Annotated in this window: 25 protein-coding genes and 2 pseudogenes; 16 read left to right on the top strand and 11 right to left on the bottom strand. The window is 39.5% G+C overall.

The window, feature by feature from the left end; translation table 11 throughout:
* The first annotated feature begins 96 nt into the window (after positions 1-96).
* Genes CEF16_RS09135 through meaB form a run of 4 tightly spaced genes read left to right on the top strand, consistent with a single transcriptional unit; the run spans position 97 to position 6,991 of the window.
* Positions 97-1,650, top strand: coding sequence for an acyl-CoA carboxylase subunit beta (locus tag CEF16_RS09135; RefSeq protein ID WP_091586754.1), 1,554 nt, complete (start codon positions 97-99; stop codon positions 1,648-1,650).
* 18 nt (positions 1,651-1,668) lie between these two features.
* Complete coding sequence (locus CEF16_RS09130; RefSeq protein ID WP_091586753.1) at positions 1,669-3,765, top strand: methylmalonyl-CoA mutase family protein; 2,097 nt, start codon at positions 1,669-1,671, stop codon at positions 3,763-3,765.
* The gene (gene scpA / locus CEF16_RS09125; RefSeq protein WP_091586752.1) at positions 3,762-5,945 is read left to right on the top strand and encodes a methylmalonyl-CoA mutase; all 2,184 of its coding nucleotides are present in this window, start codon (positions 3,762-3,764) and stop codon (positions 5,943-5,945) included. Before CEF16_RS09130 ends, scpA begins: the two co-directional genes overlap by 4 nt.
* 32 nt (positions 5,946-5,977) lie before the next feature.
* Positions 5,978-6,991 (top strand): methylmalonyl Co-A mutase-associated GTPase MeaB, encoded by a 1,014-nt coding sequence (meaB, locus tag CEF16_RS09120; RefSeq protein WP_091586751.1) that lies wholly within the window; start codon positions 5,978-5,980, stop codon positions 6,989-6,991.
* 94 nt (positions 6,992-7,085) lie between these two features.
* Here the strand turns inward: meaB and CEF16_RS09115 are convergent, their stop codons facing one another.
* The 6 genes from CEF16_RS09115 to CEF16_RS09090 form a co-directional block, all read right to left on the bottom strand.
* Positions 7,086-7,700: a YesL family protein gene (locus tag CEF16_RS09115; RefSeq protein WP_091586750.1), complete on the bottom strand. Its 615-nt coding sequence runs from the start codon at positions 7,698-7,700 to the stop codon at positions 7,086-7,088.
* A 19-nt stretch (positions 7,701-7,719) separates the two neighbouring features.
* Complete coding sequence (locus tag CEF16_RS09110; RefSeq protein ID WP_170031762.1) at positions 7,720-9,207, bottom strand: glycoside hydrolase family 32 protein; 1,488 nt, start codon at positions 9,205-9,207, stop codon at positions 7,720-7,722.
* A gap of 34 nt (positions 9,208-9,241) precedes the next feature.
* Positions 9,242-10,096 (bottom strand): carbohydrate ABC transporter permease, encoded by an 855-nt coding sequence (locus CEF16_RS09105; protein WP_091586749.1) that lies wholly within the window; start codon positions 10,094-10,096, stop codon positions 9,242-9,244.
* 5 nt (positions 10,097-10,101) lie between these two features.
* On the bottom strand, positions 10,102-11,076 hold the full coding sequence (locus tag CEF16_RS09100) for a carbohydrate ABC transporter permease (protein WP_091586748.1): 975 nt from the start codon (positions 11,074-11,076) through the stop codon (positions 10,102-10,104).
* 229 nt (positions 11,077-11,305) lie between these two features.
* Entirely contained in the window at positions 11,306-12,700 is a 1,395-nt protein-coding gene (locus CEF16_RS09095) for an ABC transporter substrate-binding protein (RefSeq protein WP_091586747.1), read from the bottom strand.
* Between the two features lie 121 nt (positions 12,701-12,821).
* Positions 12,822-13,817, bottom strand: a complete 996-nt coding sequence (locus tag CEF16_RS09090) for a LacI family DNA-binding transcriptional regulator (protein WP_091586746.1) — start codon at positions 13,815-13,817, stop codon at positions 12,822-12,824.
* A 186-nt stretch (positions 13,818-14,003) separates the two neighbouring features.
* On the opposite strand from CEF16_RS09090, the gene CEF16_RS09085 reads away from it, so the two are divergent.
* The 4 genes from CEF16_RS09085 to CEF16_RS09080 all read left to right on the top strand — a co-directional run bounded on the left by CEF16_RS09085 (position 14,004) and on the right by CEF16_RS09080 (position 15,097).
* Complete coding sequence (locus tag CEF16_RS09085; RefSeq protein ID WP_342750497.1) at positions 14,004-14,288, top strand: TRAP transporter large permease subunit; 285 nt, start codon at positions 14,004-14,006, stop codon at positions 14,286-14,288.
* A 158-nt stretch (positions 14,289-14,446) separates the two neighbouring features.
* Positions 14,447-14,635, top strand: a complete 189-nt coding sequence (locus tag CEF16_RS23260; RefSeq protein WP_091586744.1) for a TRAP transporter large permease subunit — start codon at positions 14,447-14,449, stop codon at positions 14,633-14,635.
* Between the two features lie 37 nt (positions 14,636-14,672).
* Complete coding sequence (locus CEF16_RS23255) at positions 14,673-14,882, top strand: hypothetical protein (RefSeq protein WP_139185989.1); 210 nt, start codon at positions 14,673-14,675, stop codon at positions 14,880-14,882.
* A 14-nt stretch (positions 14,883-14,896) separates the two neighbouring features.
* The gene (locus CEF16_RS09080; RefSeq protein ID WP_091586743.1) at positions 14,897-15,097 is read left to right on the top strand and encodes a hypothetical protein; all 201 of its coding nucleotides are present in this window, start codon (positions 14,897-14,899) and stop codon (positions 15,095-15,097) included.
* A 247-nt stretch (positions 15,098-15,344) separates the two neighbouring features.
* Here CEF16_RS09080 and CEF16_RS09075 read toward each other — a convergent pair whose 3' ends face one another.
* A complete protein-coding gene (locus CEF16_RS09075) occupies positions 15,345-15,797 on the bottom strand; it encodes a hypothetical protein (RefSeq protein WP_091586742.1) in 453 nt (150 codons plus the stop codon).
* 155 nt (positions 15,798-15,952) lie between these two features.
* Here CEF16_RS09075 and CEF16_RS09070 point away from each other — a divergent pair, with 155 nt between their 5' ends.
* Positions 15,953-16,546: an NAD(P)H-dependent oxidoreductase gene (locus CEF16_RS09070; RefSeq protein WP_091586741.1), complete on the top strand. Its 594-nt coding sequence runs from the start codon at positions 15,953-15,955 to the stop codon at positions 16,544-16,546.
* A gap of 3 nt (positions 16,547-16,549) precedes the next feature.
* On the opposite strand, the gene CEF16_RS23720 is transcribed toward CEF16_RS09070, so the two are convergent.
* Entirely contained in the window at positions 16,550-16,906 is a 357-nt protein-coding gene (locus CEF16_RS23720; RefSeq protein ID WP_091586740.1) for a hypothetical protein, read from the bottom strand.
* A gap of 240 nt (positions 16,907-17,146) precedes the next feature.
* Between CEF16_RS23720 and CEF16_RS09060 the strand changes: the two genes are divergently transcribed.
* Positions 17,147-17,620 (top strand): hypothetical protein, encoded by a 474-nt coding sequence (locus CEF16_RS09060; RefSeq protein ID WP_139185988.1) that lies wholly within the window; start codon positions 17,147-17,149, stop codon positions 17,618-17,620.
* Here the strand turns inward: CEF16_RS09060 and CEF16_RS23250 are convergent.
* Positions 17,507-17,971, bottom strand: coding sequence for a hypothetical protein (locus CEF16_RS23250; protein WP_139185987.1), 465 nt, complete (start codon positions 17,969-17,971; stop codon positions 17,507-17,509). The genes CEF16_RS09060 and CEF16_RS23250 overlap by 114 nt on opposite strands.
* Before the next feature lie 292 nt (positions 17,972-18,263).
* Here CEF16_RS23250 and CEF16_RS25285 point away from each other — a divergent pair.
* The 4 genes and pseudogenes from CEF16_RS25285 (at position 18,264) to CEF16_RS09030 (ending at position 21,363) form a co-directional block, all read left to right on the top strand.
* Positions 18,264-18,823: pseudogene (locus CEF16_RS25285) on the top strand (LysR family transcriptional regulator substrate-binding protein).
* A 271-nt stretch (positions 18,824-19,094) separates the two neighbouring features.
* Complete coding sequence (locus CEF16_RS09045; RefSeq protein ID WP_091586736.1) at positions 19,095-19,490, top strand: MerR family transcriptional regulator; 396 nt, start codon at positions 19,095-19,097, stop codon at positions 19,488-19,490.
* Positions 19,487-20,703: pseudogene (locus CEF16_RS09035) on the top strand (MFS transporter). The gene CEF16_RS09045 and the pseudogene CEF16_RS09035 overlap by 4 nt, the downstream one beginning before the upstream one ends.
* Before the next feature lie 258 nt (positions 20,704-20,961).
* The gene (locus CEF16_RS09030) at positions 20,962-21,363 is read left to right on the top strand and encodes a recombinase family protein (protein ID WP_091586733.1); all 402 of its coding nucleotides are present in this window, start codon (positions 20,962-20,964) and stop codon (positions 21,361-21,363) included.
* A 50-nt stretch (positions 21,364-21,413) separates the two neighbouring features.
* Here CEF16_RS09030 and CEF16_RS09025 read toward each other — a convergent pair whose 3' ends face one another.
* Positions 21,414-21,671: a hypothetical protein gene (locus tag CEF16_RS09025; RefSeq protein ID WP_091586732.1), complete on the bottom strand. Its 258-nt coding sequence runs from the start codon at positions 21,669-21,671 to the stop codon at positions 21,414-21,416.
* A 1,356-nt stretch (positions 21,672-23,027) separates the two neighbouring features.
* On the opposite strand from CEF16_RS09025, the gene CEF16_RS23715 reads away from it, so the two are divergent.
* Together CEF16_RS23715 and CEF16_RS09020 are read left to right on the top strand one after the other, a co-directional pair.
* Positions 23,028-23,192 carry a hypothetical protein gene (locus CEF16_RS23715; RefSeq protein ID WP_170031758.1) on the top strand — a complete coding sequence of 55 codons (165 nt, stop codon included), beginning with the start codon at positions 23,028-23,030 and terminating at the stop codon, positions 23,190-23,192.
* Positions 23,193-23,901: 709 nt separating this feature from the next.
* On the top strand, positions 23,902-24,129 hold the full coding sequence (locus CEF16_RS09020) for a hypothetical protein (protein WP_091586731.1): 228 nt from the start codon (positions 23,902-23,904) through the stop codon (positions 24,127-24,129).
* Here the strand turns inward: CEF16_RS09020 and CEF16_RS09015 are convergent.
* The gene (locus CEF16_RS09015) at positions 24,126-25,064 is read right to left on the bottom strand and encodes an arsenic resistance protein (protein WP_091586730.1); all 939 of its coding nucleotides are present in this window, start codon (positions 25,062-25,064) and stop codon (positions 24,126-24,128) included. The two genes, CEF16_RS09020 and CEF16_RS09015, sit on opposite strands and share 4 nt — an antisense overlap.
* Between the last annotated feature and the right edge of the window lie 13 nt (positions 25,065-25,077).

The following is a 25,077-nucleotide window of genomic DNA, read 5'->3' as shown; positions in this document are numbered from 1 at the left end:
GGGGCATCTTTTTAGAAGATACCCCTTTTATGGCAAAAGCAATGAAAGCGTTTTAACACAAAAGTGACAAGTACATAGAAAAGGAGGCTGTTTTCAATGAGTGATATGTTTGACCGGATTGATGAAATGGAACGAAAAAAAGAAAAAGTCAAACTAGGCGGCGGGGAAGACCGAATTGATGCACAGCATGACCGGGGAAAGCTGACCGCACGAGAGAGAATTGATCTTCTTGTAGATGAAGGAAGCTTTGTCGAACTGAATCCGTTTATCGAAAACCGCGGAATGGATTATGGTAAAGCAGAAGCACCAGGAGAAGGTGTAGTTACTGGGTATGCAAAAGTGTATGGAAAATTAATCTTTCTATTTGCGCAGGACTTTACCGTATACGGCGGGGCGCTAGGAGAAATGCACGCCTTAAAAATTGCAAAAATGATGGATCTTGCAGCAGAAAATGGAGCGCCGATTATCGGGTTAAATGATTCTGGCGGGGCTCGTATTCAAGAAGGCGTCCTATCTTTAGACGGTTACGGCCATGTTTTTTACCGCAATTCTATTTATTCAGGCGTCGTTCCGCAAATCTCTGTCATTATGGGACCGTGTGCAGGGGGCGCAGTATATTCCCCGGCGATTACGGACTTTGTTTTTATGGTAGAAAAAACAAGCCAAATGTTTATAACCGGCCCAAAAGTAATTGAGAGTGTAACGGGGGCAAAAATTAACTCCGAAGATTTAGGAGGAGCTAAGGTGCATTCAAGTAAAAGCGGTAATGCTCATTTCACCGCTTCCACGGAAGAAGAAGTGCTTCAGGAAGTACGCCGGCTGATTCAATATCTTCCTTCTAATCATCAAGAAAAAGCGCCGGCTCAACCACCTAAACAAGAAGCGGGTGTAGAAGAACGAGTGGAAGAACTGCTCGATATCGTACCGGTAGATAGTACAAAAGTATATGACGTAAGAAAAGTAATTAAGCTGCTCTTAGATGACGAGAATTTTATGGAAGTACAGCCCGGATTTGCCAAAAATATTGTTGTAGGGTTTGGAAGAATAAACGGAGAGACTGTCGGAATTGTTGCGAATAATCCAAAAATGATGGCGGGCGGCCTTGATATCGATTCCTCGGATAAGTGTTCCCGTTTTATCCGCTTCTGTGATTGTTTTAATATTCCGCTTATTACTTTTGAAGACGTCAGCGGATTTATCCCAGGTGTGCAACAGGAACACGGCGGCATTATCCGGCACGGGGCAAAAATTTTATATGCCTATTCCGAAGCAACTGTTCCCAAAATAACGGTGATTTTGAGAAAAGCCTTTGGCGGGGCTTATGTAGCACTAAACAGCAAAGCAATTGGCGCAGACATGGTTTTTGCCTGGCCTAACGCTGAAATAGCAGTTATGGGGCCAGAAGGGGCTGCCAATATTATTTTTGCCAAAGAAATAAAAGAAAGTCCTGATCCTGAAAAAACGCGCCAAGATAAAATCCAGGAATACCGTGAACGGTTTGCCAATCCGTATATTGCAGCCGGTAATGGCATGGTAGATGATGTTATCGATCCGCGCGACACGAGAAAATCGCTTGCCAGTGCGCTTGAAATGCTGCAAAACAAAAAGAAACAAAATCCTAAGAAAAAACACGGGAATATTCCTTTGTAAAAAGAGGGGGAAACAAAAATGGATGAAACACTCCGCTCGGTGTTGAAAAATATTTGTGATTTTCCAGTTCCTGACGAAAAAGCCTGGTACGAAGCTGCAGAAGCTTCATTAAAAGGAAAGTCAGTAGAAAAGCTCCTCTATACGAAAACAGATGAAGGAATTACATTAAAACCGCTCTATCGAGCAGAAGACAGAGAGAATCTCCCTTATGCTGACACGCTGCCTGGTCAGTCTCCTCACATAAGAGGTATCCGTGCAGCTTCTGAACGTTCCCTCCCATGGAAAGCAGCCCAAACCGTTTGGGAACGTACACCTGAAGCGGCCAACCAAGAAATAAAAGAAGGGCTGCAAAAAGGACAACATGCAGTGAATTTGAGCTGGAATAACGGGGTAAAAGAAGGAAAAGAGATGAAGGGCAATCAGATAAGTGATACAGGAATCCTTGTTTCAGATACAGAGGATATACTTACGCTTTTCCAAGGTGTTGATTTAGAAAACACGCCTATTTATTTTGAAACAGGTGCCGATCCGCTTCCGCTTTTTTCTTTATGGGCTGCAGCGCTTCAGAAAGCTGACGTTTCTTCCCCAGCTTCAGGAAGCGCTGCATCCGATCCACTTGGCAGCTGGGTAAAGGCAGGAGAGCTTCCTGCACCGCTGAGTACGTGCTATAATCACGCAGCAGAGATAATAAAATGGTGTGAAAACAGGAGCATACACGTAAAAACAGTGCTTATTTCAAGTGAACCATACCATAACAGCGGAGCTAGTGCTGTTGAGGAGCTTGCTTATGCAATGGCTGCTGCCGTTTCTTATATAAAAGAACTAAACGATAGAGGTATTTCACCGGAAAAGAGTGTATCCTATTTCCAATTTCGTTTTCCAGCTGGTTCAAACTTTTTTATGGAGATGGCTAAGTTTCGCGCGGCTCGTGGACTTTGGTCTAATGTTCAAAGTGCATTTGGAATCAGGGAAGAGAAACGAAGCATGTCTCTTCAAGGAACGACCTCTAAAAGAACAAAGACCGTATATGCTCCTTATGTCAACATGCTCCGTACGACGACCGAAGCTTTTGCAGCAGTGGCCGGAGGCGCTGACTGTTTAGATGTAACCCCATTTGATGCAGCTTTTCAGCGCCCCTCTTCTTTTGCCAAACGAATTGCCCGCAACACCCAGATTATTTTACAAAAGGAGGCCTACCTTGGTCGTACGATGGACCCTGCAGGCGGTTCGTACTATGTAGAGAAATTAACCCATGAACTAGCAGAAAAAGCATGGTCTTTGTTTCAAGAGGTCGAAGCAAACGGGGGCCTAGAACAAAACCTGCTTGATGGAAATGTACAAGAACGTGTCATCAAAGGACGCAAGAATAAAGAAAAACAAGTACAGGAACAGCGCAAAGTATATGTTGGGGTTAACAAATACCCGGATATCAATGAAAAAGCTGTATCGGTAAAGCCTGAGGATGACGAAAAACAAGTATCAGCATTTCTAGAAAACAATCAATCTAAAAAAAGAAACAGAGCTGGGGTGGAATGGAAGAAAGGAGAAAAAAGCATCATAGAAGAAGCGGTAGACGCTGCCAAAAAGGGTGCTTTGCTCTCTGATCTGGCACAACATAACAGCAGCAGCTTTATTACCCCTTTACGGCCAGTACGAGAAGCAGAAACATTTGAAAAGCTCCGTCAATCAGCTAAAGCATATCAAGAAGATACCAATAAACCTCTGTCCGCTTTACTGGTTACATTAGGTCCTCTTGCTGACCATAAAGCACGAGCAGACTTTTCAACAGGATTTTTGCAAACGGGCGGTTTCCAAGTAAACCAGACAGAAGGAACAGATGATGCAATAGAAGCGAGCACTGCTGCTATATCAAGTGAGGAATCCATTGTTGTTTTATGCGGGCAAGACGGAGCATATGAAGCACTTGCAGCCGGGATTATAGAATTGATAAAAGAGAAAACACCAGAAAAAATAGTGCTATTGGCTGGGAAATTATCAGAAGATCAAGAAAATATTCTTTCTGATAAAGGATTGGACGGCACGATTCATCGTCATTCCAACGTCTATGAAACATTAAGCTGGCTGCAGCGTACGAAAGGAGCGTCTATTCAATGACAACTCCGGATTTTACAAAAATTCATTATAACGACGTGCTTGCTTCTCATGATCTTTCGAAATGGGAGGAAGAAGTACAAGCAAAAACGGGTAAAAATGCTGAAGACCTGGCTTCTCCAACAGTAGAGAATATAGCGCTGAAGCCGCTTTATACAAAAGAGGATACAAAAGGCCTTCCGCATACAAACTATGTCTCTGGTATTGCTCCCTTTTTAAGAGGACCTTATCCTGCCATGTATAAAACAAGGCCCTGGACAGTAAGGCAGTATGCAGGTTATTCAACAGCAGAAGAATCCAACGCATTTTACCGCCGCAATCTAGCCGCTGGTCAAAAAGGACTCTCTATCGCCTTTGACCTTGCCACGCACCGCGGTTATGATTCAGATCATCCCCGTGTAGTCGGAGATGTCGGAAAGGCTGGTGTTGCTGTCGATTCCATTCTTGATATGAAAGTACTGTTTGACGGTATTCCGCTCGATCAAATGTCTGTATCCATGACAATGAACGGCGCCGTTTTACCGGTAATGGCCTTTTATATCGTTGCAGCAGAAGAGCAAGGGGTAAAACAAGAACAGCTGACCGGCACGATTCAAAATGATATTTTAAAAGAATACATGGTTCGTAATACGTACATTTACCCGCCGGAAATGTCAATGCGCATCATTGCTGACATTTTTGCTTATACGTCAGAAAACATGCCAAAGTTTAACAGCATTTCGATTTCGGGTTATCATATGCAGGAAGCTGGGGCTACTGCTGACCTTGAGCTTGGTTATACGCTTGCAGATGGATTGGAATACGTCCGCACAGGTTTGAAAGCAGGCCTTGATATTGATCAGTTTGCACCTAGACTTTCGTTTTTCTGGGCAATTGGAATGAATCACTTTATGGAAATAGCGAAGATGCGGGCAGCCAGGCTGCTGTGGGCCCGCTTAATGAAACCTTTTAACCCGAAAAATGCAAAGTCGATGGCACTGCGTACGCACTCTCAAACCTCGGGCTGGAGTTTAACGGAGCAAGATCCATACAACAATGTCGTAAGGACATGTCTCGAGGCAATGGCAGCCGCTATGGGGCATACCCAATCGCTTCATACAAATGCACTTGATGAAGCAATCGCTCTGCCTACGGATTTTTCAGCGAGGATTGCAAGAAATACGCAGCTTTACCTTCAGGAAGAAACAGGCATTACAAACGTAGTAGACCCATGGGGCGGATCATACTATGTGGAAACGTTAACGGCCGAACTTGTTAAGAAAGCCTGGGAGCATATTGAAGAGATTGATGAAGCTGGCGGTATGACAAAAGCGATCGAAACAGGCCTTCCTAAAATGAGAATCGAAGAAGCAGCTGCCCGCCGCCAGGCTCACATTGACTCTGGCAGGGAAACGGTTGTCGGTATTAATAAATATCGTTTAGAAAAAGAAGACCCGCTTGATATTTTAGATATTGATAATTCAGCCGTACGCCAATCGCAAATGGAACGTCTTAAGAGGCTGCGTACTGAACGGAATGAAGAAAAAGTAAAAGAAATGGTACACGCGTTGACAAAAGCGGCAGAAGATGGCAAAGAAAATTTATTAAAACTGGCTGTAGATGCTGCTAGAGCAAGAGCAAGCCTTGGAGAAATTTCAAATGCCATCGAAAAAGTTTCTGGAAGACATCAGGCTGTGACACGCTCGATCAGCGGAGTGTACAGTGCGGAATTTGGAGAGGAAGAATTAATGGACGACGTAAGACAGTTAACCGATGAATTCGCCGAAGCAGAAGGCAGACGACCACGTATTATGATCGCTAAAATGGGTCAGGACGGCCATGACCGCGGGGCGAAGGTTATTTCAACTGCCTTTGCTGATCTTGGTTTTGACGTGGACATCGGTCCGCTTTTCCAAACGCCGGAAGAAGCTGCGATCCAAGCGGTCGAAAATGATGTTCATATTCTCGGGATGAGTTCGCTTGCAGCAGGGCATAAAACACTGCTTCCTCAAGTAGTAGAAGAGTTGAAAAAGTTGGGAAGAGAAGATATTGTCGTCATTATAGGCGGTGTGATACCGGCGCAGGATTATGAAGAATTAAAAGAAAAAGGAGCAGCCGCTATTTTTGGGCCAGGTACCGTAATCCCTGCCGCAGCAAAGCAAGTAATGGAAGAAGTAAATAAACGATTAGAAGAAGAGGATTAAATGGAAAGGGCCAGCGAGAAAGGAGGGCCCGTATGGACAATCAGCAGCGGCCACGCACAAAACGAAGAAGATCTCTTTCTGTAGAAGAATATGTAAACGGGGTGCTAAATCGCGACCGGGCAGTGATTGCCCGGGCGATTACACTTGTAGAAAGCAATTCTCCGAAGCATTTTGAAACGGCCCAGCAAGTGCTGAAACAACTTATGCCATACACAGGAAAAGCAGTTAGAGTAGGCATCACTGGTGTGCCTGGAGCAGGGAAAAGCACACTGATTGAGAAGTTTGGATCGATGTTGTGTGAAGCGGGGCACCATCTAGCAGTACTTGCCGTTGACCCCTCTTCTAGCGTGAGCAGGGGAAGTATACTTGGGGATAAAACAAGAATGGAAACCTTGTCTAAGCATCCTAATGCCTATGTCCGTCCGTCCCCATCTGGTGGAACACTAGGCGGTGTAGCAAGAAAAAGCAGAGAAACAATGCTGATCTGTGAAGCAGCCGGTTATGATGTCATTTTTGTAGAAACTGTCGGAGTGGGGCAGAGCGAAATCACCGTCCGTTCTATGGTTGATTTCTTTTTAGTTCTCATGCTGACTGGCGGCGGAGATGAACTGCAAGGAATGAAAAAAGGCATCATGGAAATCGCCGATGCTATTTTTATTAACAAAGCAGATGGAAAAAACAAGCAAGCTGCTCTCAATGCAAAAGCAGAGTATAACCGCCTGCTTCATTATTTACAACCCGCAACTCCCGGATGGGAAACGAAAGCTTATACCGTTTCTGCTCTTACAGGAGAAGGGGTTCCTCATATTTGGGAAATCATAAAAGGCTATGAAGAAAAAATGAAAGAAAGCGGATTTTTTCAGGAACGCCGAGCCTCTCAATTATCAGAATGGATGGACCGCTTGATTGAAGATGAGTTAAAAATGTCCTTTTATCAAACCGAAAAGGTGAAATCTCATTTGCCTTCCTTCAAACAAAAAGTAACAGCGGGCGAGCTCCCTCTAGCTCAAGCAGTAAAACAGCTGATGGAAATCTACCGCCAATAAAACGGAATAGGAGTACACCTTACTTTTTGGTTGGCGCGGTAATTACAAAAATACTGTCCTTCTAGCAGGTTTAACCGCTGGAAGGACAGCTTTTTTAGGTTGATTCAATGGGAACAGAATCCTTTTTCTCTGAAAGAGAGAATAAATAAATATTCATAAGCAGAACAATATTTACCGAGTATAATGGGAGAATGCCTGGTACAACACGTATACAGGCGCCTAAAATAATGATTCCGCCCACCAGGAAACATAATAACCCGGGATAAAGAAAAAGGGTACGAAACGTTTTAATAAGTACGGTTTTCCATGCTTTTTCTTCGCTTAGTGGAAGCAAAGCAAGAAGTAAGAATAATCCAAGAGCAAGCAAAAAAACAGCGGTACTGCTAACAAACAAATAAAACCACACACCTTCAAAGTGCAGGCTGGTATAAAGGTTGACCATTAAAAGAGATACAGCTATGAGGGCTGGTAGAAACAGAGCATTAGCACGTGTGAATGAACGTTTGTATGTTTTCCAAAAGAATGGAACAGGGGCTGGGCGCTTTCCTTCCATCCAACAATGCAACAACGCCGTACATGCCGCTGAAGCAGGATAAATACCTAAAAAGAATCCACCAAGCAACGTGAAGAAAATCCATAAAAGGTTTGCGATCGCAAGGCGCATGAACCACTCACACACTTGATAAATAAAAGCTCCTGTATTGTTCATGCTGTCAGCTCCTTTTGTTTCATGATTTAGTGGCTGTCGTTTTATCCCACACTGATTTTAACTCTTGCAGCCTTACCTGTTTTGCGGTACCCGAGCCATTTATAGCTTGCAACATGATTTCAAAGTCAGGTGATAAGACCGGCAAAAATAAATTTGTCCATACTTGCTGTCCGTTATTTAAAAAGATCTCAACTGATGAACGATCACAAACAACTTGCAGGTTAATAGGAAGAGTCTTTGGAAGATCGGACTCAAACAATCCCTCATAAGAAGCTGCAAATGTAACGGTCTCATGATGGGTCCTCTTAATATATGTCTTCTGACGTTCTTTGTCTATTCCAAAAACAAAACTGCTGCCTTCCTGAGCAGTGAAAAAGTGAAACTCCATTTTCCCCGCTTCTATATCCACTTCCATTTCAAGTGCAAACGGAGCTTGAGGCTGTCTCATTTTAAAAAGCTCGGTATCCTTTAAATATAGATCGTCGATGCTATGAGAAGCAGCATATAAATTTTTAATCTCTTTTACAGGAGATTGAACAATAATATCTTTTCCGTTTTCTTTTCTAAGAGATAATTCCCGTGGAAGACTCATAGCACTTCTCCAAGGATCGGTTGGTACGTCATTTGCGTATTCCCAGTTACTCATCCACGCAATAATAATTTGCCTATTGTCTGGGACATCCGAAAACGATTGGGCTGCATAAAAATCTTTTCCAAAGTCAAGCCAGCGAACATCTTCTTTTTCATGCGCAGGTGTGAAAGTTGTTCCATCAAAATGTCCAACAAAATATTGGGTGCCCGATCCTCCGGCATGAGCGCCTTTATCTATACCAACTTGCAATATCCATTTGGTTTCCCCGGTCTCTTCATTGGTTAAAGGAAATAAATCTGGACATTCCCAAATGCCTACTTGCGCACCCCATCCTGCACCAAATTCACTAATGATATTCCATTCAATAAGGTTAGAAGATGAGTAAAATCTTACTTTTCGTCCTATCGTCAGTACCATGATCCATTGTTCTGTCTCCTCGTGCCATAAAACTTTAGGATCACGGAAATCGGTTATTCCCGGGTTTTTAATGACTGGGTTTCCGTCATATTTTTTCCATGTCCGCCCCCGGTCTTTACTGTAAGCAATGCTTTGCGATTGTATATCCCCATCTGCGTGTGTAAACATTGCGACAAGCCCTTCTTCTTCAAAAAAACCACTCGTATTATTCCAGTCTACCACGCAGCTTCCAGAAAAAATCAGGCCATTCTCGTCTGGAAACAGGGCAATAGGGAGATGCTCCCATGATAGTAAATCACGGCTTACTGCGTGTCCCCAATGCATCGGGCCCCATTTTTTACTGTTTGGATGATATTGATAAAACAGATGATACTCTCCTTTGTAGTAGACAAGACCGTTTGGGTCATTCATCCACATCGTTTCAGGTGTAAAATGTAGATGTGGTCTATATATTTCTTGATAATAGGTGCCATTAGATGATGAATTTTTCTTCAGCATTGGTTTACCCACTCCTCTCTCGTTATTTCGTTTTTTAGTTTTTCGTACCTGTGTGAGTTAACCCCTGTACATAGTAGCGTTGCAAGAAAATAAAGATAATCAGCATAGGAATGGTGGCAACTGTTAACGCTGCCATCACCTGTCCCCACTGAATGGGTGGTTCATTCATGAAATACTGTAAACCGATTTGAATCGTACGTATGCTTTCATCGGAAGCTACGACAAGCGGCCATAAAAAGTCGTTCCAGTGATTAATAAATAAAACGATGGCTACCGTTGCAAAGACAGGTTTGGAAAGGGGAACAATGATACGAAAAAAGATACCCAGTTGCGAACAGCCATCCATTTTTGCAGCTTCTTCAAGTTCCCTTGGAAAATCAAGGAAAAACTGACGGAATAAAAATATAGCAAAGGCATTAGCAATAAAAGGTACAATCAACCCCGTATACGTGTTGACCCAGCCTAAGTCGTAAACGAGTACATATAATGGAAGAAAGATACTTTCAGGCGGGATAATCAAGGTAGCAATGATTACTCCAAGCCAAAAACCGGCAAATGGAAAACGAAAACGAGCGAGGGCATAGCCTGCCATGGAATTTACAATCAGACCAAACACAATAATGCCAATCGTATAAATTAAGCTATTAATGATGTAGTCGAATAAATCAACCCGCTGAAAGGCTGCTATATAGTTTTGAAAATACCCGCCTTCCACTTCACTGGGACGAGGAGGAAGAAAAGCCTTTAATGAGGACATATCCCGAAAGATTTGAAATTCGTCTTTCAAAGAAGAAAACAGCATCCAAATAAGCGGGAACAAAAACAAAAAGCTTAAAAAAGTTAATATAACGTACATAGTCACACGATGAATAAGCCGTTTCTTTTTCACGATTCTTACCCCCTCTCCTCACGAATCAATATTCGCTGTACAATCGTAATGATTAAAACAATCACTGTAAAAATCACGGCCATAGCGGAGGCGTAGCCAACGTCACGGTAGTTAAAACCTGTTTCATAAATGTGGTAGACTAGGGATTTAGTTGATCCGAGCGGACCACCTTGCGTCATAATCATCGGCTGCACCAGCAATTTGAATGCAGCTATCGTAATCGTTATAAAAATAAATAGGGCAACATTTCGAAGGCCGGGTAACGTAATGTTCCAAAATTTATGCCAGCGGTTCGCACCATCTATGTCCGCTGCTTCATACAAATGATTTGGAATATTTTGCAGACCTGCTAGAAAAATCATCATTTGAAAACCAGCTCCCTGCCAGACCGACATGACTATAATGGAATTCATGGCTTGGTCGGGACTGGTGAGAAACGGCTGACTTGGTATGCCGACCATTCCTAAAAACTCGTTGATGAGCCCTTCATTTGGGTTATACATAAACGTCCATAAGATAGAAACAACGACAAGAGACATGACAACCGGTGAGAAAAAAGCAGTTCGGAAAAAAATGCGAAACTTTAATTTTTGATTGATTAATAAAGCCAGACCAAGAGCAACCGCAAGCTGAACGGGCACAACAATAATGGTGAAATAAACGGTATTCCAAAAAGCTTGCCTAAATTCAGCATCTTGAAAAATGAAAGTGAAATTTTCCAGACCAATAAATGATTTTTCATCAGGAGTTAAAATATAGAAGTCCGTAAAGCTGTAATAAAAAGCAGAGGCCATTGGATAAAGTAAAAACACTCCTAGTAAAATAAGAGCTGGCAGCAAGAAAAAGTAGCCGGTTACTGCTTCCCGAAAGGAACTTTTGCGAAATAATCGTTTCTTTTTCTTAGGCATAGAACGTCCACCCTTTACGGCATAGGGTTTGGGAAAATAGGATGTTTTCGTTTTGACAGACTCTTTTTCCATATAAGCAATACCTCCTTTAGTCTTGTCTAGTTGAATATTAGAAGATTATAGTCAGTTCTCGGCAAGCGCAGCTGGAATATACTTCCGAAGGCAATGGTTTAGCTTTCTCTGAGCAAACCTTCACTGCAGGTACTTCACACTGCTCTATTTCCGGCAGAGTCTCGCATATTCCAGCAGCTAGATAACCGTCATACTCTAAACTTATCTTTGAGACAGCCTTATGAAATGATTAATCAAATTTCCGCAGCTCACGTTCGACCCTTGATACTTGCTGTTCAGCGACTTTTTCGACATCTTCTCCTAAGGCTGCTGCATGGAAGATTTGAGCAAAGGCATCGGTTAAAACAGGATAAGCAGGGGTAGAAGGTCTCGCTTTTGCTGTTTCAGTAACTTGTTCTTTCATAATGCTCCATGGCTTTTCATTAAATTTTTCCATTTTTTCAAATGCGGAAGCTTGTGCGGGCGGCATGCCAGTTGCTTCTGCTACAGCAATACTTGATTCTTCGTTTGTCATCCATTTCATCAGCTCTGCTGCTTCTTGTGGATGGTCCGTAATAGAGGTTACGGCATAAGCCATGCTGCCAGATGGAGAAACCTTTTCTCCGACATATGGGTAAGGCATCATACCCCAATTCATTTCAGCATCTTCCGCTGAAACAGCGATCCATGGACCCCCGAGTGCAAGGGCAGCTTTCCCTTCTTCAAATTGAGTCTGTCCTGGGCTTTCTGAAACAACACCGTCTTCAAATAAAGATGCAATATATTCAAATGATTCGATATTTTCAGAACTGTTTAGATGGCCATCTACGACTGTGCCATCTTCAGAAATTAATTCACCGCCATTCGACCAGATAAGAGGAGCTCCCATAAACGTTAGCCATTCACCGACGTCGTAATCCATAAACAGGTTAAGGCCATAGCGGTCATCGGTTGTAAGCTGGTTGGCGTTATTCATTAGTTCATCCCAAGTCCAAGCGTCTTCAAGGGAAGAAGCAGGTTCAATACCTTCTTCTTCTAATATATCTTTATTGTAGTAAAGCATCACAGAGGCTTCCATAGCTCCTAGTGAGTACAATTCGTTTTGATACGTTCCTTGTTCAATAATGGAATCAACATACTGTTCTTTTGTTTCTTCATCCACAAATTCATCAATTGGCTGAATGACACCTGCATCCGCAAAGCTAGCTACATATGGTCCATCTACTGCCATCACATCAGGAAGATTTCCGGCAACAAGAGCAGCATTAATACTGTCACTATAAGCACTCGCGCCGTCATCAATAATTACTTCAGCTTCGACATGAATGTCTTCATGGGCTTCATTAAAATCATCAATTCGCTCGATATAAACATTTGTTTCATCTTCGCCGGTTTGATGAATCCAAAACTCTAAAACGACATCTTCGTCACCTGTTGCTTCCACTGAAGTTTCTACATCACCTGTATTAACCGTATCATCTGCCCCTTCATCTTCGTTTTCGGTGGAATCTGCTGAAGTATTATCGTCTGATGAAGATGGTTCACTTGGCAATGCTTCTTCTCCACTTTCTCCGCTGCTGCAGGCGGTAAGCGAGACGGATACAGCAAGCATGGAACTAATTACAGCATACCGAAATTTTTTCATTTTTTTTCCCCCTAAACATTTGTGGTGTAGTAACCATATTTCCAGAAAGCTCTGTTTCACCTCCAATAGTTAGTAAACGTTTGCGTAATCGTTTACCTAAGTTTTAAAAAGAAAAGGTGCCTTATGAGGAACCTCTTTCAATAAATTCAGCTTCTAACAATACCTCTTTTGATTCTTCTAATGACCCTTCCATTCGTTTAAGCAGCTGCTCTACAGCCTTTTTACCGAGTTCAAAGGAAGGCTGTTTGACAACTGATAGGGGAGGAGACATGACTTTCATCCAATCATAGTCATCGTATCCAATCACTGCTATTTCATTTGGGATGTTTACTTTTTGTTCTTGTAAAAAGGACATGGCTCCCATTGTCATTACGTTATTGGCTGCAAAAAGAGCAGTAACTCCTTCTTTGAGTAGCTTGGATGCCAGCTCATAGCCAGAGCGGAAGGTTGCGGGACCTTCTTTAATGAAGCGGTGTTCAAATGGAACGCTGTATTCTTTTAACGCATCTTTATAACCACCAAGCCTTTCATCACTAGTAGTAATACCAAGAGCACCGGAAATATAACCAATGCTGCGGTGCCCTTTTTTCAGCAAGGAAGATACGGCATCATATGTTGCTTTTCTATTGTTAACTAAAACGACATCGCCCTGAAATTCAGAAGGTTTGCGGTCAATGACGACGACAGGGTAATCTCCTAATAGGTCTTTTTCATAATTTGCATCCATACCGTTGACAGGAGCAATCACCAATCCATCGATAAACTGAGTATTGAATACTTCAATTTGTTCACGTTCCGTTTCGATATTTTCATTGGAGTTGCTTAATATTAGGTTGTACCCATTTTCTTTTAAAACTTGTTCTATTCCATTTGCAATAGACATAAAGAAAAAATTCGAAGTATCATCTGCTACCAGTGGAACAAGCAGGCCGATTGTATAAGATTTACGGCTTCTTAAGCTTCGTGCAACCATATTCGGACGATAATCAAGTTCTTTCATTGCTTGAAATACTTTTTCTTTCGTAGGGTCGGCGACAAACCGTGTCCCATTAATTACATGAGAAACCGTCGCAGTGGAAACGTTTGCTTTCTTTGCTACTTCTTTAATAGACGCCATCCGAAATTCCTCTTTCCTTATTTAAACGGTTACGTAAACGATTACTTCATAGTTATACTTTATTAAATGTAAGGGTTTTCGTCAATATAAATTTAAAATATTTTTACAAAAAAGAAAGATAACGTTAGAAGGCCGTTTTGAAGTGTATTCGCAGGAGGGGTAGAAGCAGCATCTTGCGGCGGGTAAATATTTCCACCGATAATGGGTGCAGCCGCTTTTGTTTTAGCGGAAGTAATGCAAATAAATTATGTCATTGTGGCAACAGCGGCGATCATTCCGGCTATCTTATTTTGTTTAGGGTTATGGGCATCCGTTCATTTTGAGGCGAAAAAATTAAACCTCAAACTTAAAGACGCAAAAGATATGCCTCATTTAAAAGATGTTTTTTTAAAAGGAGAAGCTCTTACTCTCTTTGTTCCGATGTTTGTTTTAATACTGCTCTTAGTATATTGGCTATACACCAGCGTTTAGTGCTTATTGGGCAATAATAAGTGCAGCAGTTTTATTTATCATTCAGTCTTTCTTACAAAATCAATGGAAAGAGTCAATCTTTAAATTGAAAGAAGCTTCGATACAAGGCGCAAAAACGGTCACGTTAATTGCTGTAATATTAGCGGTCGCTCAAGTGATTGCAACGGATAGGAATGACAGGGATTGGAAGCAAACTTTCTAGTATTATCAGCCAAATAGGGGAAACATCTCTGTTAAAGTTAGTATTAGGAATGATTGTAACGATCGTATTAGACATGGGAGTGCCGACCATAGCGGCATATATGTTAGCTGCTTCAGTTAGTGCCCCTGCGTTTAACAGCTTATAGTTGTCTTTATTGTCAACCCATATGTTTATTCTTTACTTTGCTATACCTATCCGGTATTACCCCGCCCGTTTGGTTAGCAGCTTTTATTACTGCAGGTATTGCAAAAGCACATTGGCTGAAAACAGCTTTAAGTGCGTGTAAAGTGGGATTTGCAGGTTTTCTTATACCATTTATGTTTATTTATAATCCTGCTTTTCTAGGACAAGGAAATTTGTTTGAGATGGTTGGTGCTATACTAATAGGATAGTTGGCATTTCAGCATTGGCCGCTGTTTTTATTGGCTATTTTATTACGAAGACAGGCTGGGTTCAGCGGTTAATATTAATAGCTAGTGCGTTATTATTAATTACCGGGGGAACCGTCACTAATATTATAGGGTTTACATTGTTTGCGGTTATTGTATTATTTCAATGGAACAACAAAAACAAAATAAACAAACAACTTCGTTCAGAAATAGCATGAATAATAATATTGACGATGTTGAAGGCTGGGGATCGGCCTGCATCGAGAAATTTATATATAAACAAAAGGCTGCCCAAAACTGGTGATTCACTGTTTAATTGGAGACAGCCTTTTTAGGTCGGAAACATATATATTTTACTGGCTGGCCATGGGTGTGGGCGCATCATTTATGCGAAAAATTATATATTTAATAAAGAACAAAGAAGGGGAAGCAGCAGGGGAAAGACCTCTTAAAAAGTGTTCCCCATTAAACGAAGGAGGAGCCAAATACCATAATAGTAACACCGACAAATCCAAGCACAATCGGCAGGTTTTTTACAAGATAAAACCTTTGGGAAGAATCTTTCAGCAGCATGAAAAACCTGTCGGCAACAAAGAAAAGAACGGCAGCTAATACAGCCATAAGGGTAATATCTATATTCTGCGTTACAATATAAGCAGTACAAGCCCCTGCAATGTGAAAGAAAAAAGATAGAGGCTGAAAGTGCCACTTAATCCGGCGGGCAAGCCAGTCGGACGCAAGCGATACAATGGAACCGTAGAATACAATCGGGGTTAAAGAGAAAAATCCGTAAATCGTAATGCTCTGCAGGATCTTTCCTATAATGCCTAGGTCAGTGGTTGTAGGGATCGGAAAAAATACTCCCATTAAGACCAGAAATAAGGTCCACACAGTAAGTCCTGTCAGCATTTTATTCATGTTGCCTTCGCCTCCGCTATTTATTTTTGGATAAGCCAATATCTGCCAGTTCTATATCCTCATTTTATAAAAATAAACAGAAAAAGAGCATATATTTCAACATTTCGTTGTTTTTTAATATTTGTTAATGAATTGTAAAGAAAGGGGAGATATCTATGAATCGATTTTTAATTTGGTTTATGCACCCAGACCGCCAAAGTTTTAACGGGGCTATTCTCGATACTTATGCTGATGAATTAAAAAAACAAGGAAAAGAGATAGATATTCGTACTATTGCTGAGCTTGACCTTTCTCCTCATTTGTTTCCCGATGAGTATAACGCTTCTCTTGAGGGGAGATATCCTGATGTTATAAAAAAAGAGCATGAAAAAATGGAATGGGCGGACGTTATTACGTTTATTTTTCCGTTGTGGTGGGGGAGTTTTCCTGCTGCTGGTAAAGGATTTTTAGACCGCGTCCTGTCTTACGGTTTTGCTTATGAATTAGAAGGAGAAACACCGGTACCTCGAATGAAAGGCAAAAAAGCAGCGATGATCTATACAACAGGCACCCCTGAGGAGAAATTCATTGAAAAAGGAAGTAAATGTCGTATTGAAGAAACTTGGAAAGAAGAAATATTCTCTTTTTGCGGATTTGACTGTCTGCCATTTTTACATTTTGGTGATGTGATACAAGCTTCGGATACTAAAAGACAGCAAATGCTCGAAAAGGTAAGAAAATATGCAAGAAAACATACAGATATGCGTTGATTTTTACTGTAACCATTTTAAATCGGTGGTAATATGGAAAACCAGGAAAATTAAGATGGAAGCACATGCCCGTAACCAATACTGATAGTATATTTTTTCTTTCCGGTGAAAAATCAATTCCTCGATTCCTCGTATAAACATGATGAGGAATACCAAAACGAAGGGAATCATAGCAATGTTAGACATAAGAAATATTGCAGCTAAGCCTAAACCATTTATCGTTATTTCCATTCCTGTAAATAATTTATGGCGGCTCCTTTTACGCTTATCAGCAATATGAAATTTTCTTTTTAACCATTGGCTTCCTGTAAAATATAGAAGAAATACGATTGTCAACAAAATCCAAGATGCAGTTTGCATAAAACCACCTATATAAGGAAAATAATGTAATTATATTGTATCATAAAAACAATGAAACAGGATCAAGTATTGAAACATTTCCGCTTCTGTCACGTCTGTTTTTTTTCAAAGAGGTGAGACCATGAACTGGAAATGTTTTTTTATATTTCCATGCTCGTGATCCTTTTAGCTTCATGCTCGAATGTCACGAACACGATAAGGAATTGTCCTGATGCTGCAATTTCCTGGATGGATGTGCTAATGATAAACGATCTGCAATATACAGTAGAAGTGGAAGGTACGAATGAGGGAGCAGAATTGGAAAAAGGAAAAGTGATTGGAGAAGTGGAGTATGAAATGCCGGACAATGCATGTTTTAATCATAAAATGAAAAATGGAGATGCAGCATTTCTGCCTGTAGGTACGGAAATTTACAGTATTAAAGGTTATAATGCTGACTTTCGGGTGCTTGCCGATGAAAAAGTCTATCAAGTACGTGAAAACCCTAGAGCTCAAACCATTGCAGATTTATACAACATAGAAGGGAAAGTGGCTAAAGAAGATGAAAAACGACGAAAAAAAGACAGACCGTATGTTTTTCCTTCCCAAAGATCGAACCGTTTAACGGAAGCAGGCGTACATCATTGGTTTAGAGGTCTGAAAAAGAAGCCACAAATGAGCCAACAATTTTTTGAAAATGAGATCCCCGAAATCAGGGATCTCGATAATTATTGACTTTGTCCTTTGTTGTTTTCTTTTCTTTCTTTTACTATTTCTTTCGGATGTTTTTCCAGTTACTTCTGCCTGTAATCCTATAGGAAGTTCTTCCATTTCGAGTCCTTCATCCATTAATTTATTGGCTACCCATTTTGGACGATCTTTCATGTCTTTAGTATTAATCTCGAGAATAACTTCGTCGTTTTCATCTTTAAAATATAATGGAGCTTCATGGAATTCTACAGACTCCTCTACTTCTTGTTTACCAAGGTTTTCTGGATCTTCCTGCTGATTAGACCCCATTACTACACCACTTATAGATAGTAATAATAAAAAAGATAACACTAAGCTAATATATAATTTACGCATAAAATCACTCCTCAATAAAAGGGCTTTTATCACATGAAGCATACACGTGTAGAATTATACGACCTCTTTTTTTGAAAAGTAACTCTTAACGTTGTTTTTCCGCGTTTTGCTGTTTGTACCCCAAAAGGGGGCGATTAGGAGTTTCGCTAACTTCGGAAGGGGAGAGAATCATTGATTTTATAAGACAAATACTGAATCTTTCAGAAAAAATGAAACAAGAGGCGGGTCGATTAAATGGTTTGGAAGTTGGTGTGTAATTAGAATTGGTACGTTTCCGAGTGTCGCGGCATACTTGTTACCTTCCATTTTAGAAAAATTTAAGTCTGAGTATCCTGCGATACAAGTTGAATTTTTTGAAGGTGGGTACAATGAACTCAAACAAATGGTATCATCCAATATCATTGATGTTAGTTTTCTGACTAATTATGATGCCGAGAACCTGGATTTTATTCCATTATTTGACGATCATCTTTATGTTATTTTGCCCAGCGTTTATCCCTTTACAAACAAAAAAAGATAAGTATTCAGGAAATAGCATCTGATCCCTTTATCATGCCAAAAGCGGGATGTGATGAATTGATAAAGGAACTTTTTAAAAAAGTTAATCTTAAGCCTAATGTTTATTGTGAAGTTGCAGATAATCAAACGATTATCGCTATGGTGCAAAAAGACCTAGGTATAAGCATCGTTCCAGAAATAGTGATACACGGCAATAATAATCTGAACTCGTTTGAGTTAAAGGAGGAGTGCTTTCGAACGATAGGATTGGCCCTGCCGAACCTTAATGATGTTTCTCCATCAGTTTCTGCATTTATTGAATTAACAAAATCTATGATCAATAAAAATAAATAAATAAGCATCTTGTTCTGGTCATATCACCTACGGGCATTTCCGGAGTAAGGAAATGTACCTTTCTGCATGAAAAGGGCCATATTGCGAAATAAGGTCCATTTCCAAAAATAAAAAACCCTTGAAATTATAAGGTCAACCGGAATTCCTTTTCTGGTTGACTTTTTAAAAATAGCATATATATCCTAGTTTTAAAAAGCTTGATTTTTTATTGACCCTAACACTAATGTCATACTTTAGAATAGGGTTGAACACATCTGGAGGAGGGTTTTAATTGAAAATAGGTGAATTATCTAGAAAAACAGGGGCGAGTGTTCGATCTATCAGACATTATGAGAAGAAAAATCTAATTATCCCAAATCGCCTCGATAATGGTTATAGAGATTTTGATGAATCTGCCATCGATCGAATCAAGACAATACAATTATATTTAGGCTTAGGCCTAACAACTGAACAAATTGAAGGAATTCTAAATTGTAAAGGTAACAACCCCAATCCGGAAATGGATGACCTTTGTGAAGATTTACTGCTAACTTACGAAGAAAAGTTGGCTGAGGTTAATTCTCAAATGAACACATTGGCTACAGTAAAATACCGGTTAGAAGAACAAATTAATCGGTTTAAAGAAAAGAAAGCTAGTCATAATGAACAGAAGGAGATTAACATATGAGTACCAACAAATATAATAATAAGTTGTTATTACCTGTCTTAGCTTTGTGTTCATTTTTAGTTGGTTTCGACACAATAGTAACCGTCCCGTTAATTCCAACAATGGTGAAAGATACGAATTTACCTATTGATTTAGGTGGTCTGTTAGTAACATCATATGCTGTGGCATATGCCATTTCAGCCCCGATTTTTGGGGCAATATCTGACCGTTGGGGACGCAAAAAAATGTTGTTATTGGGAATGTCTCTTTTTGCGTAGCCACAGCTTTAACAGGTATTGCCGAGACCTTTACTGTTTTAATGATTTTTCGTATTCTCTCGGGCATTGGAGCTGGAATGATTGAGCCGGGTGTATACGCTATTGTCGGTGACCATTATTCTTATGCACATCGGGGTCGAGCTATGGGTGTTGTCACTGGTGCTCTTATATCTGCATCCATTATCGGTGTACCCATTGGAGGTTATATTGCCCAATGGTTTACGTGGCGCTGGACATTCTGGTTAATAGGTCTGATTTCATTGGTTACCATAATCGCCATTTGGATATCAATACCAAAAGATCCTCGTAAGGAAAAGGTAACGAATCAACCAATAAAAGGGTTATTCAATCAGTTCGGTACCGCCTTTTCAAATACATCGGTATTTTTCGCTCTGTTGGCAACCCTTTTGTACTTTGGTGGACTGCAAGGTATGTTTGCCAATGTCGGTGTTTTTTATGACTTAAATTATGGTTTAACCTCAGGTCAAATTGGATTAGTACTTATGGTTGCAGGCATAGGTAGTGTGATTGGAAGTGTTGTTGGCGGACAGTTAGCTGATCGTTTTGGTAAAAAAAGTACCATTCTAAGTTCCAGTATAATTGTTGCTGTTTCGGTATTTGCTCTTTCCATTATTACGAAAAGCTTTATAACAGCTATTTTGATTAATGTGGTTTGGGCAACCGTTTATGGTTTAGGACAATCAGCATTAACAGCGCTGATTTCTGAATTAAGCCCAACTGTAAGGGGAACTGTCATGTCGCTTAATAGTTCAGCCATGTATGCAGGTTCAGGGTTATTTACAGCTATAGCAGCCACTTTACTTTATGGCGGAAGCTTTTTATGGGTTGGGATTTTATGTGGTGTAGCCAACATTATAGTCTTTTTGACCGTGTTTGTAGTTAATGAACAAACATCCAGAATCCCTGAATCGGCAGATTCTTCTTCACAACTCTAATGTACGGAAACCTCGACGTTAAGTTTGTATTGACAAAGTGTGTGATCTTAAACAAACGGGCGCGATTGTTTAGTAAACCCTTCAACGACATGAGCGTTGAAGGGTTTTGTATGTTCGGATGTTCATTAAAAGTACACCCTTATTAAACATTTCAAAGTGTGTTAAAATCAATATGTTAAATGTTTAATAAGGGTTGTTCAATAATTGTAGGTATGTTTTGAAATCAATCCCTATAAAGAAACGGGGGATGAATAAATAATGATTATTGGTTATGCAAGGGTGAGTTCAACTGATCAAAATTTAGATCGGCAGATTAAAGAGTTAGAAAACTATGGATGTGAACATATTGTTGTTGAAAAGGAAAGTGGAGCAAAAGAAAGATCCGAATTTGAAAAATTGCTGAAGCAAATTCGTTTTAAAGATGTGATTGTGTGTCATGACCTTACACGTTTTGGACGTTCACAGATTCATATTCTCGAAGTCATAAAGCAACTACGAGAAAAACAGGCGGGTCTTGTTACATTAAAGGAACGGATTGACACACGAGAAGTTAATCCTTACAGTGACTTAATCATTTCTATTTTTTCTGCAACAGCCGAATTTGAACGCCGAAAGATAAAGGAACGTCAACAAGAAGGGATTGCTGTTGTTATACTCTGATAACGCTATCATTTTCTGTTTTCTTAATTATAAAAAGACCAAAAAGATTATTACATAATATACATGAAGCTAATGCCCAGAAATACAATCACAAATGCCATTTTGTTTAACCGACGAATTCTTTTCTCTATTCCAACCTTCTTTTCCAAGTATTCGATATATAAACTAATAAAAATAAAACCAAACATAGCTAAATGCCCCGTATGATTCATTTGTGATATATTTTGAATACTGGCTAAAGCAATGGCCAGAAGTCCAATCGTTCCCATTGTCATATAAAAAAGAAGATTTTTTCTTTGCTCATCCATAAAAAGACCACCTTAGCAACATCATTCATTAGTTCAACATCAAGACCATAAGTTAAACATTAGCTTTAAATGTTTACAGTCGATTAGGAAACATCATTTGTGAAATATGCCTTCATTTGCGATTTATTTTATCATCATTCCTCCTTTTCCCTAAAATATTTTTGTATTCTTTCGTTTAACATATCTTTATCAAAAGCTGTCTGATATTCATATACGCACTTTGTAGCCGAAGCTCTGCTATAACTTTTCTTGCATCAGTTCCCGACAGGTTTATGGATCAGCTGCTCAACCACATCACGCATCAAAGCTGTCCTGGTGATATCCTTTCGATCCATCTCCTTTGCAAATCCATCCAGCTTACGAAAGGCAGCAGAAGCTACGCTGATTCCGTCTTATTAATAGTATATTATTATCCTAATCTTCAGCAAACTCTCAAACATCACTAGGAGAATCAGTTTCTGTCTTATAGGTGATAGTAATTTGTTTATTCACTTCGTTTATGGTCTGATTTTATTCTTCATATGATTCACCTTCCACAATAACAAAGCCTGGTCTTGTAAGGAATCTATTATGGGCGTTATTCTTTCAGGGTTATTTATAAAGATCTCTTTGACATTATATTATCATTTTATGGGATAAAAAAAGATGCCCCCTGCGAAACACAGAGATCATCTTTTTAACGTAATATTCTTGTAAATAAGATCCTAATTATTAGAGTTGATTGAGTATCCTATGATAAAAATATGAAACCCCTTGTAATTAGTTTTAGTATGTTAGTATACAGCTGATGTGGATAATGGATTAAAGAGAATTTCATATCTGAAATCTGTTGTGTTCCCTTCTCCAAAGTTCCCACTAGTGACTTTAGCAGTTCCAACAGCTTTTGGTCTGGACCCTATCGGATTGGGAATGCTAGTAGATTTATTTGCATAGTCTCCATTAGTTACCTTTAGGTTAAAATAATTCCAACGCATAATTTGATCAACTTCATCATCAACAAAATATACTCTTAATGACGAATCTACGTATAGAACAGATATATTGTCTATGTAGTATTTATCTTCTATTTTACTATCTCCATAGACGCATATAGATGTGGAAGGATAACTACTTAAAATCGATACTTCTCCAAAGTCTTCTGAGATGCTTTCAACCTCTTCTACTTCTTCAAATTCAAAACTTCGTTTAATGGTTATCCCGTCTTCAGTGGTGTATGTAGATTCATTATAATGTAAAAAAATGGTAACCTTCTTTTTGAAAGGAGGAGAGAAACTATGAAAAAACTATTAATTATCATTTCGGCTTTTATTATGTTCTTCAATGTAACTAGTTTATCTTTTGCCAACGAAAATGCAGATGAATGAAAAAGCTAAGGAGAAGGCAAATGAGAATGCTGCTTTTCAAGAAAGGTTGGAACTAATACTCGATGAGGACACCCAAAAAGAAATCGAAGAGAATATTGAACCTGTTGGGTTAAAACAAGTTTTTAAAATTTACTTTTTCCGATACATTAACTTGTAACCCAGTATAATCACCAAAAAGATTATTACTAACAAAAAGAAATTAGAGAAAATAAATTCTATCATACAGTTTCATCCTCCTTCTCCTATAATTTACTATACTTAGGTTCTTGAAAAAGCATAACAAAGTAGGAGTTTTCAATCATGATATTTATTAGTTTTTACTTATGTTCTGGTGAATTAATATATATAGGAGGTTTAGGGCTCTTCACTTTACTTAAGTAAAATGAGTCCCACTAATTCAATCGAGCTATGACATAACTAAAGGTTGCTAATACCTATAATTCTACGAGAAACTAAGTGTTAAGGTTGATTGTTACTTAAAAAAGCAAATATAAAATGCAAATGTTTTTGCTTTTATAAATACAATCATCAACCTTGCCAATCAACCCACCAATAAGAATAAAAGGATTTTGAAGTCCTTGACCATGTCATTGTGAGCTGCACAGGAAAATATACCAGCTCAAGGTGGGGATTAAAATGTTGGTATACTTGCTGGCAAGGTTCCATTCCAACGATACGCGGCTGAGGGGGAATTTTCAGCACCTTCTATATTTAAATATGGAGTAGTTTTACCGATTACCCACCCCAACACTTATTTATAAGTTTTTGTTAATATGTTATTCTATAACACAATATGTAACTACAGCCAATTAAACAGGTACACTTCTAACATAGAAGACGGGAGTCACATACCCGATTTTACATCAATGAATACAAACGCTTTCATAGAAGATTTCCTTTCGTTAGACTACACAGGCGCTGAAGACATTGAGAAAAAACGAAAGAACAGCAGCCGTACCTTTATACGTATCCATTTAAACGAAGGCACTTCATTTCGGACGACTTATTATATATCAGAAAATGTCTTGAATCCTGGAACATATGGTACAGAGAAAATGAAAAATATTATGCTAAAAGAAACCAAGACCGATTAATATTTGCGTGTAAGTAATAATAATTGGCTGATCCCGGCTAACAGCGGCAGCTCAAGCAGCGGTCCGATGATTAAGGTTAAGGCGATAAACGGCTCCCCTGGAAAGGCAGTCAAAGCAACAGCAAGTGCAATTGGTGAGTTTCTTGCTAATGTCGTTAAACTGAGGCTTACTTTGTCTTGATACGCAAATTTCATTACACTGCCCACTTTTAAACCAGCCAAAAAATTAACCGCAAAAAATACTAAAACGGGAAGCGTCAATTTCCATAATAGATCCAGGTGTTCAAGCAGCAGGTGGCCATTTGATGCAAACATAGCAGCAATGGCTAAACTTAAAAAAACAATCGGAGTGTTAACTGCCATGGATTGTATTTTTTCTTTTAAAGGACCGGGGAAAAAAGTATTTGTTATAACAGCAAGCAGTAAAGGCAGTAATAAGACAAGCAATATGCTTTCAGCCAGGATAGAGAAGTCTACAAAGCCAGCGGTACCGCTGAATACAAATAAATAAAACGGCAATAGCAAAAGCTGCAATAGTAAGTTTATCGGCAAAATCGAAGCAGACAAGGGGGTATTTCCTTTTGCTATTCCGGTGAAAATTAAGTACCAATCCGTACATGGAGTCACCATCAGCATAATAAACCCGATCGCCAGTGCGGGATGATCCGATAAAAAAAGAGAAGCTAGTCCCCAGGCGAATACAGGCGTCCAGACAAAGTTTATCACAAGTGATGTAAATGTAAATTTTCTATTTTGAGACGATTTTTTTATGCTTTTTAAAGGTATTGATATAAAAGTAAAATAGAGCATCACTAGTAATAATGGAAAAATCAACCAATTGGCATGTGACTTAATTATTTCAAATTGTCCTATAACCAGTCCTATAAAAACAGCTGTCAAAATAATGATAGAATATAATTTTTCTACTATGTTCATTGCTGTATTCCAC

This window comes from Alteribacillus bidgolensis, assembly GCF_002886255.1.
Classification (GTDB): Bacteria; Bacillota; Bacilli; order Bacillales; family Marinococcaceae; genus Alteribacillus; species Alteribacillus bidgolensis.
This window is presented reverse-complemented; position numbering and strand designations above follow the sequence as displayed.

What these genes read in the sequence shown, in the direction of transcription:
- CEF16_RS09135 (WP_091586754.1), top strand. Translation starts at nt 97, where the DNA reads ATGAGTGATATGTTTGACCGGATTGATGAAATGGAACGAAAAAAAGAA.
- CEF16_RS09130 (WP_091586753.1), top strand. Translation starts at nt 1,669, where the DNA reads ATGGATGAAACACTCCGCTCGGTGTTGAAAAATATTTGTGATTTTCCA.
- scpA (WP_091586752.1), top strand. Translation starts at nt 3,762, where the DNA reads ATGACAACTCCGGATTTTACAAAAATTCATTATAACGACGTGCTTGCT.
- meaB (WP_091586751.1), top strand. Translation starts at nt 5,978, where the DNA reads ATGGACAATCAGCAGCGGCCACGCACAAAACGAAGAAGATCTCTTTCT.
- CEF16_RS09115 (WP_091586750.1), bottom strand. Translation starts at nt 7,700, where the DNA reads ATGAACAATACAGGAGCTTTTATTTATCAAGTGTGTGAGTGGTTCATG.
- CEF16_RS09110 (WP_170031762.1), bottom strand. Translation starts at nt 9,207, where the DNA reads ATGCTGAAGAAAAATTCATCATCTAATGGCACCTATTATCAAGAAATA.
- CEF16_RS09100 (WP_091586748.1), bottom strand. Translation starts at nt 11,076, where the DNA reads ATGGAAAAAGAGTCTGTCAAAACGAAAACATCCTATTTTCCCAAACCC.
- CEF16_RS09095 (WP_091586747.1), bottom strand. Translation starts at nt 12,700, where the DNA reads ATGAAAAAATTTCGGTATGCTGTAATTAGTTCCATGCTTGCTGTATCC.
- CEF16_RS09090 (WP_091586746.1), bottom strand. Translation starts at nt 13,817, where the DNA reads ATGGCGTCTATTAAAGAAGTAGCAAAGAAAGCAAACGTTTCCACTGCG.
- CEF16_RS09075 (WP_091586742.1), bottom strand. Translation starts at nt 15,797, where the DNA reads ATGAATAAAATGCTGACAGGACTTACTGTGTGGACCTTATTTCTGGTC.
- CEF16_RS09070 (WP_091586741.1), top strand. Translation starts at nt 15,953, where the DNA reads ATGAATCGATTTTTAATTTGGTTTATGCACCCAGACCGCCAAAGTTTT.
- CEF16_RS23720 (WP_091586740.1), bottom strand. Translation starts at nt 16,906, where the DNA reads ATGCAAACTGCATCTTGGATTTTGTTGACAATCGTATTTCTTCTATAT.
- CEF16_RS09060 (WP_139185988.1), top strand. Translation starts at nt 17,147, where the DNA reads ATGATAAACGATCTGCAATATACAGTAGAAGTGGAAGGTACGAATGAG.
- CEF16_RS23250 (WP_139185987.1), bottom strand. Translation starts at nt 17,971, where the DNA reads ATGCGTAAATTATATATTAGCTTAGTGTTATCTTTTTTATTATTACTA.
- CEF16_RS09030 (WP_091586733.1), top strand. Translation starts at nt 20,962, where the DNA reads ATGATTATTGGTTATGCAAGGGTGAGTTCAACTGATCAAAATTTAGAT.
- CEF16_RS09025 (WP_091586732.1), bottom strand. Translation starts at nt 21,671, where the DNA reads ATGGATGAGCAAAGAAAAAATCTTCTTTTTTATATGACAATGGGAACG.
- CEF16_RS23715 (WP_170031758.1), top strand. Translation starts at nt 23,028, where the DNA reads ATGAATGAAAAAGCTAAGGAGAAGGCAAATGAGAATGCTGCTTTTCAA.
- CEF16_RS09020 (WP_091586731.1), top strand. Translation starts at nt 23,902, where the DNA reads ATGAATACAAACGCTTTCATAGAAGATTTCCTTTCGTTAGACTACACA.
- CEF16_RS09015 (WP_091586730.1), bottom strand. Translation starts at nt 25,064, where the DNA reads ATGAACATAGTAGAAAAATTATATTCTATCATTATTTTGACAGCTGTT.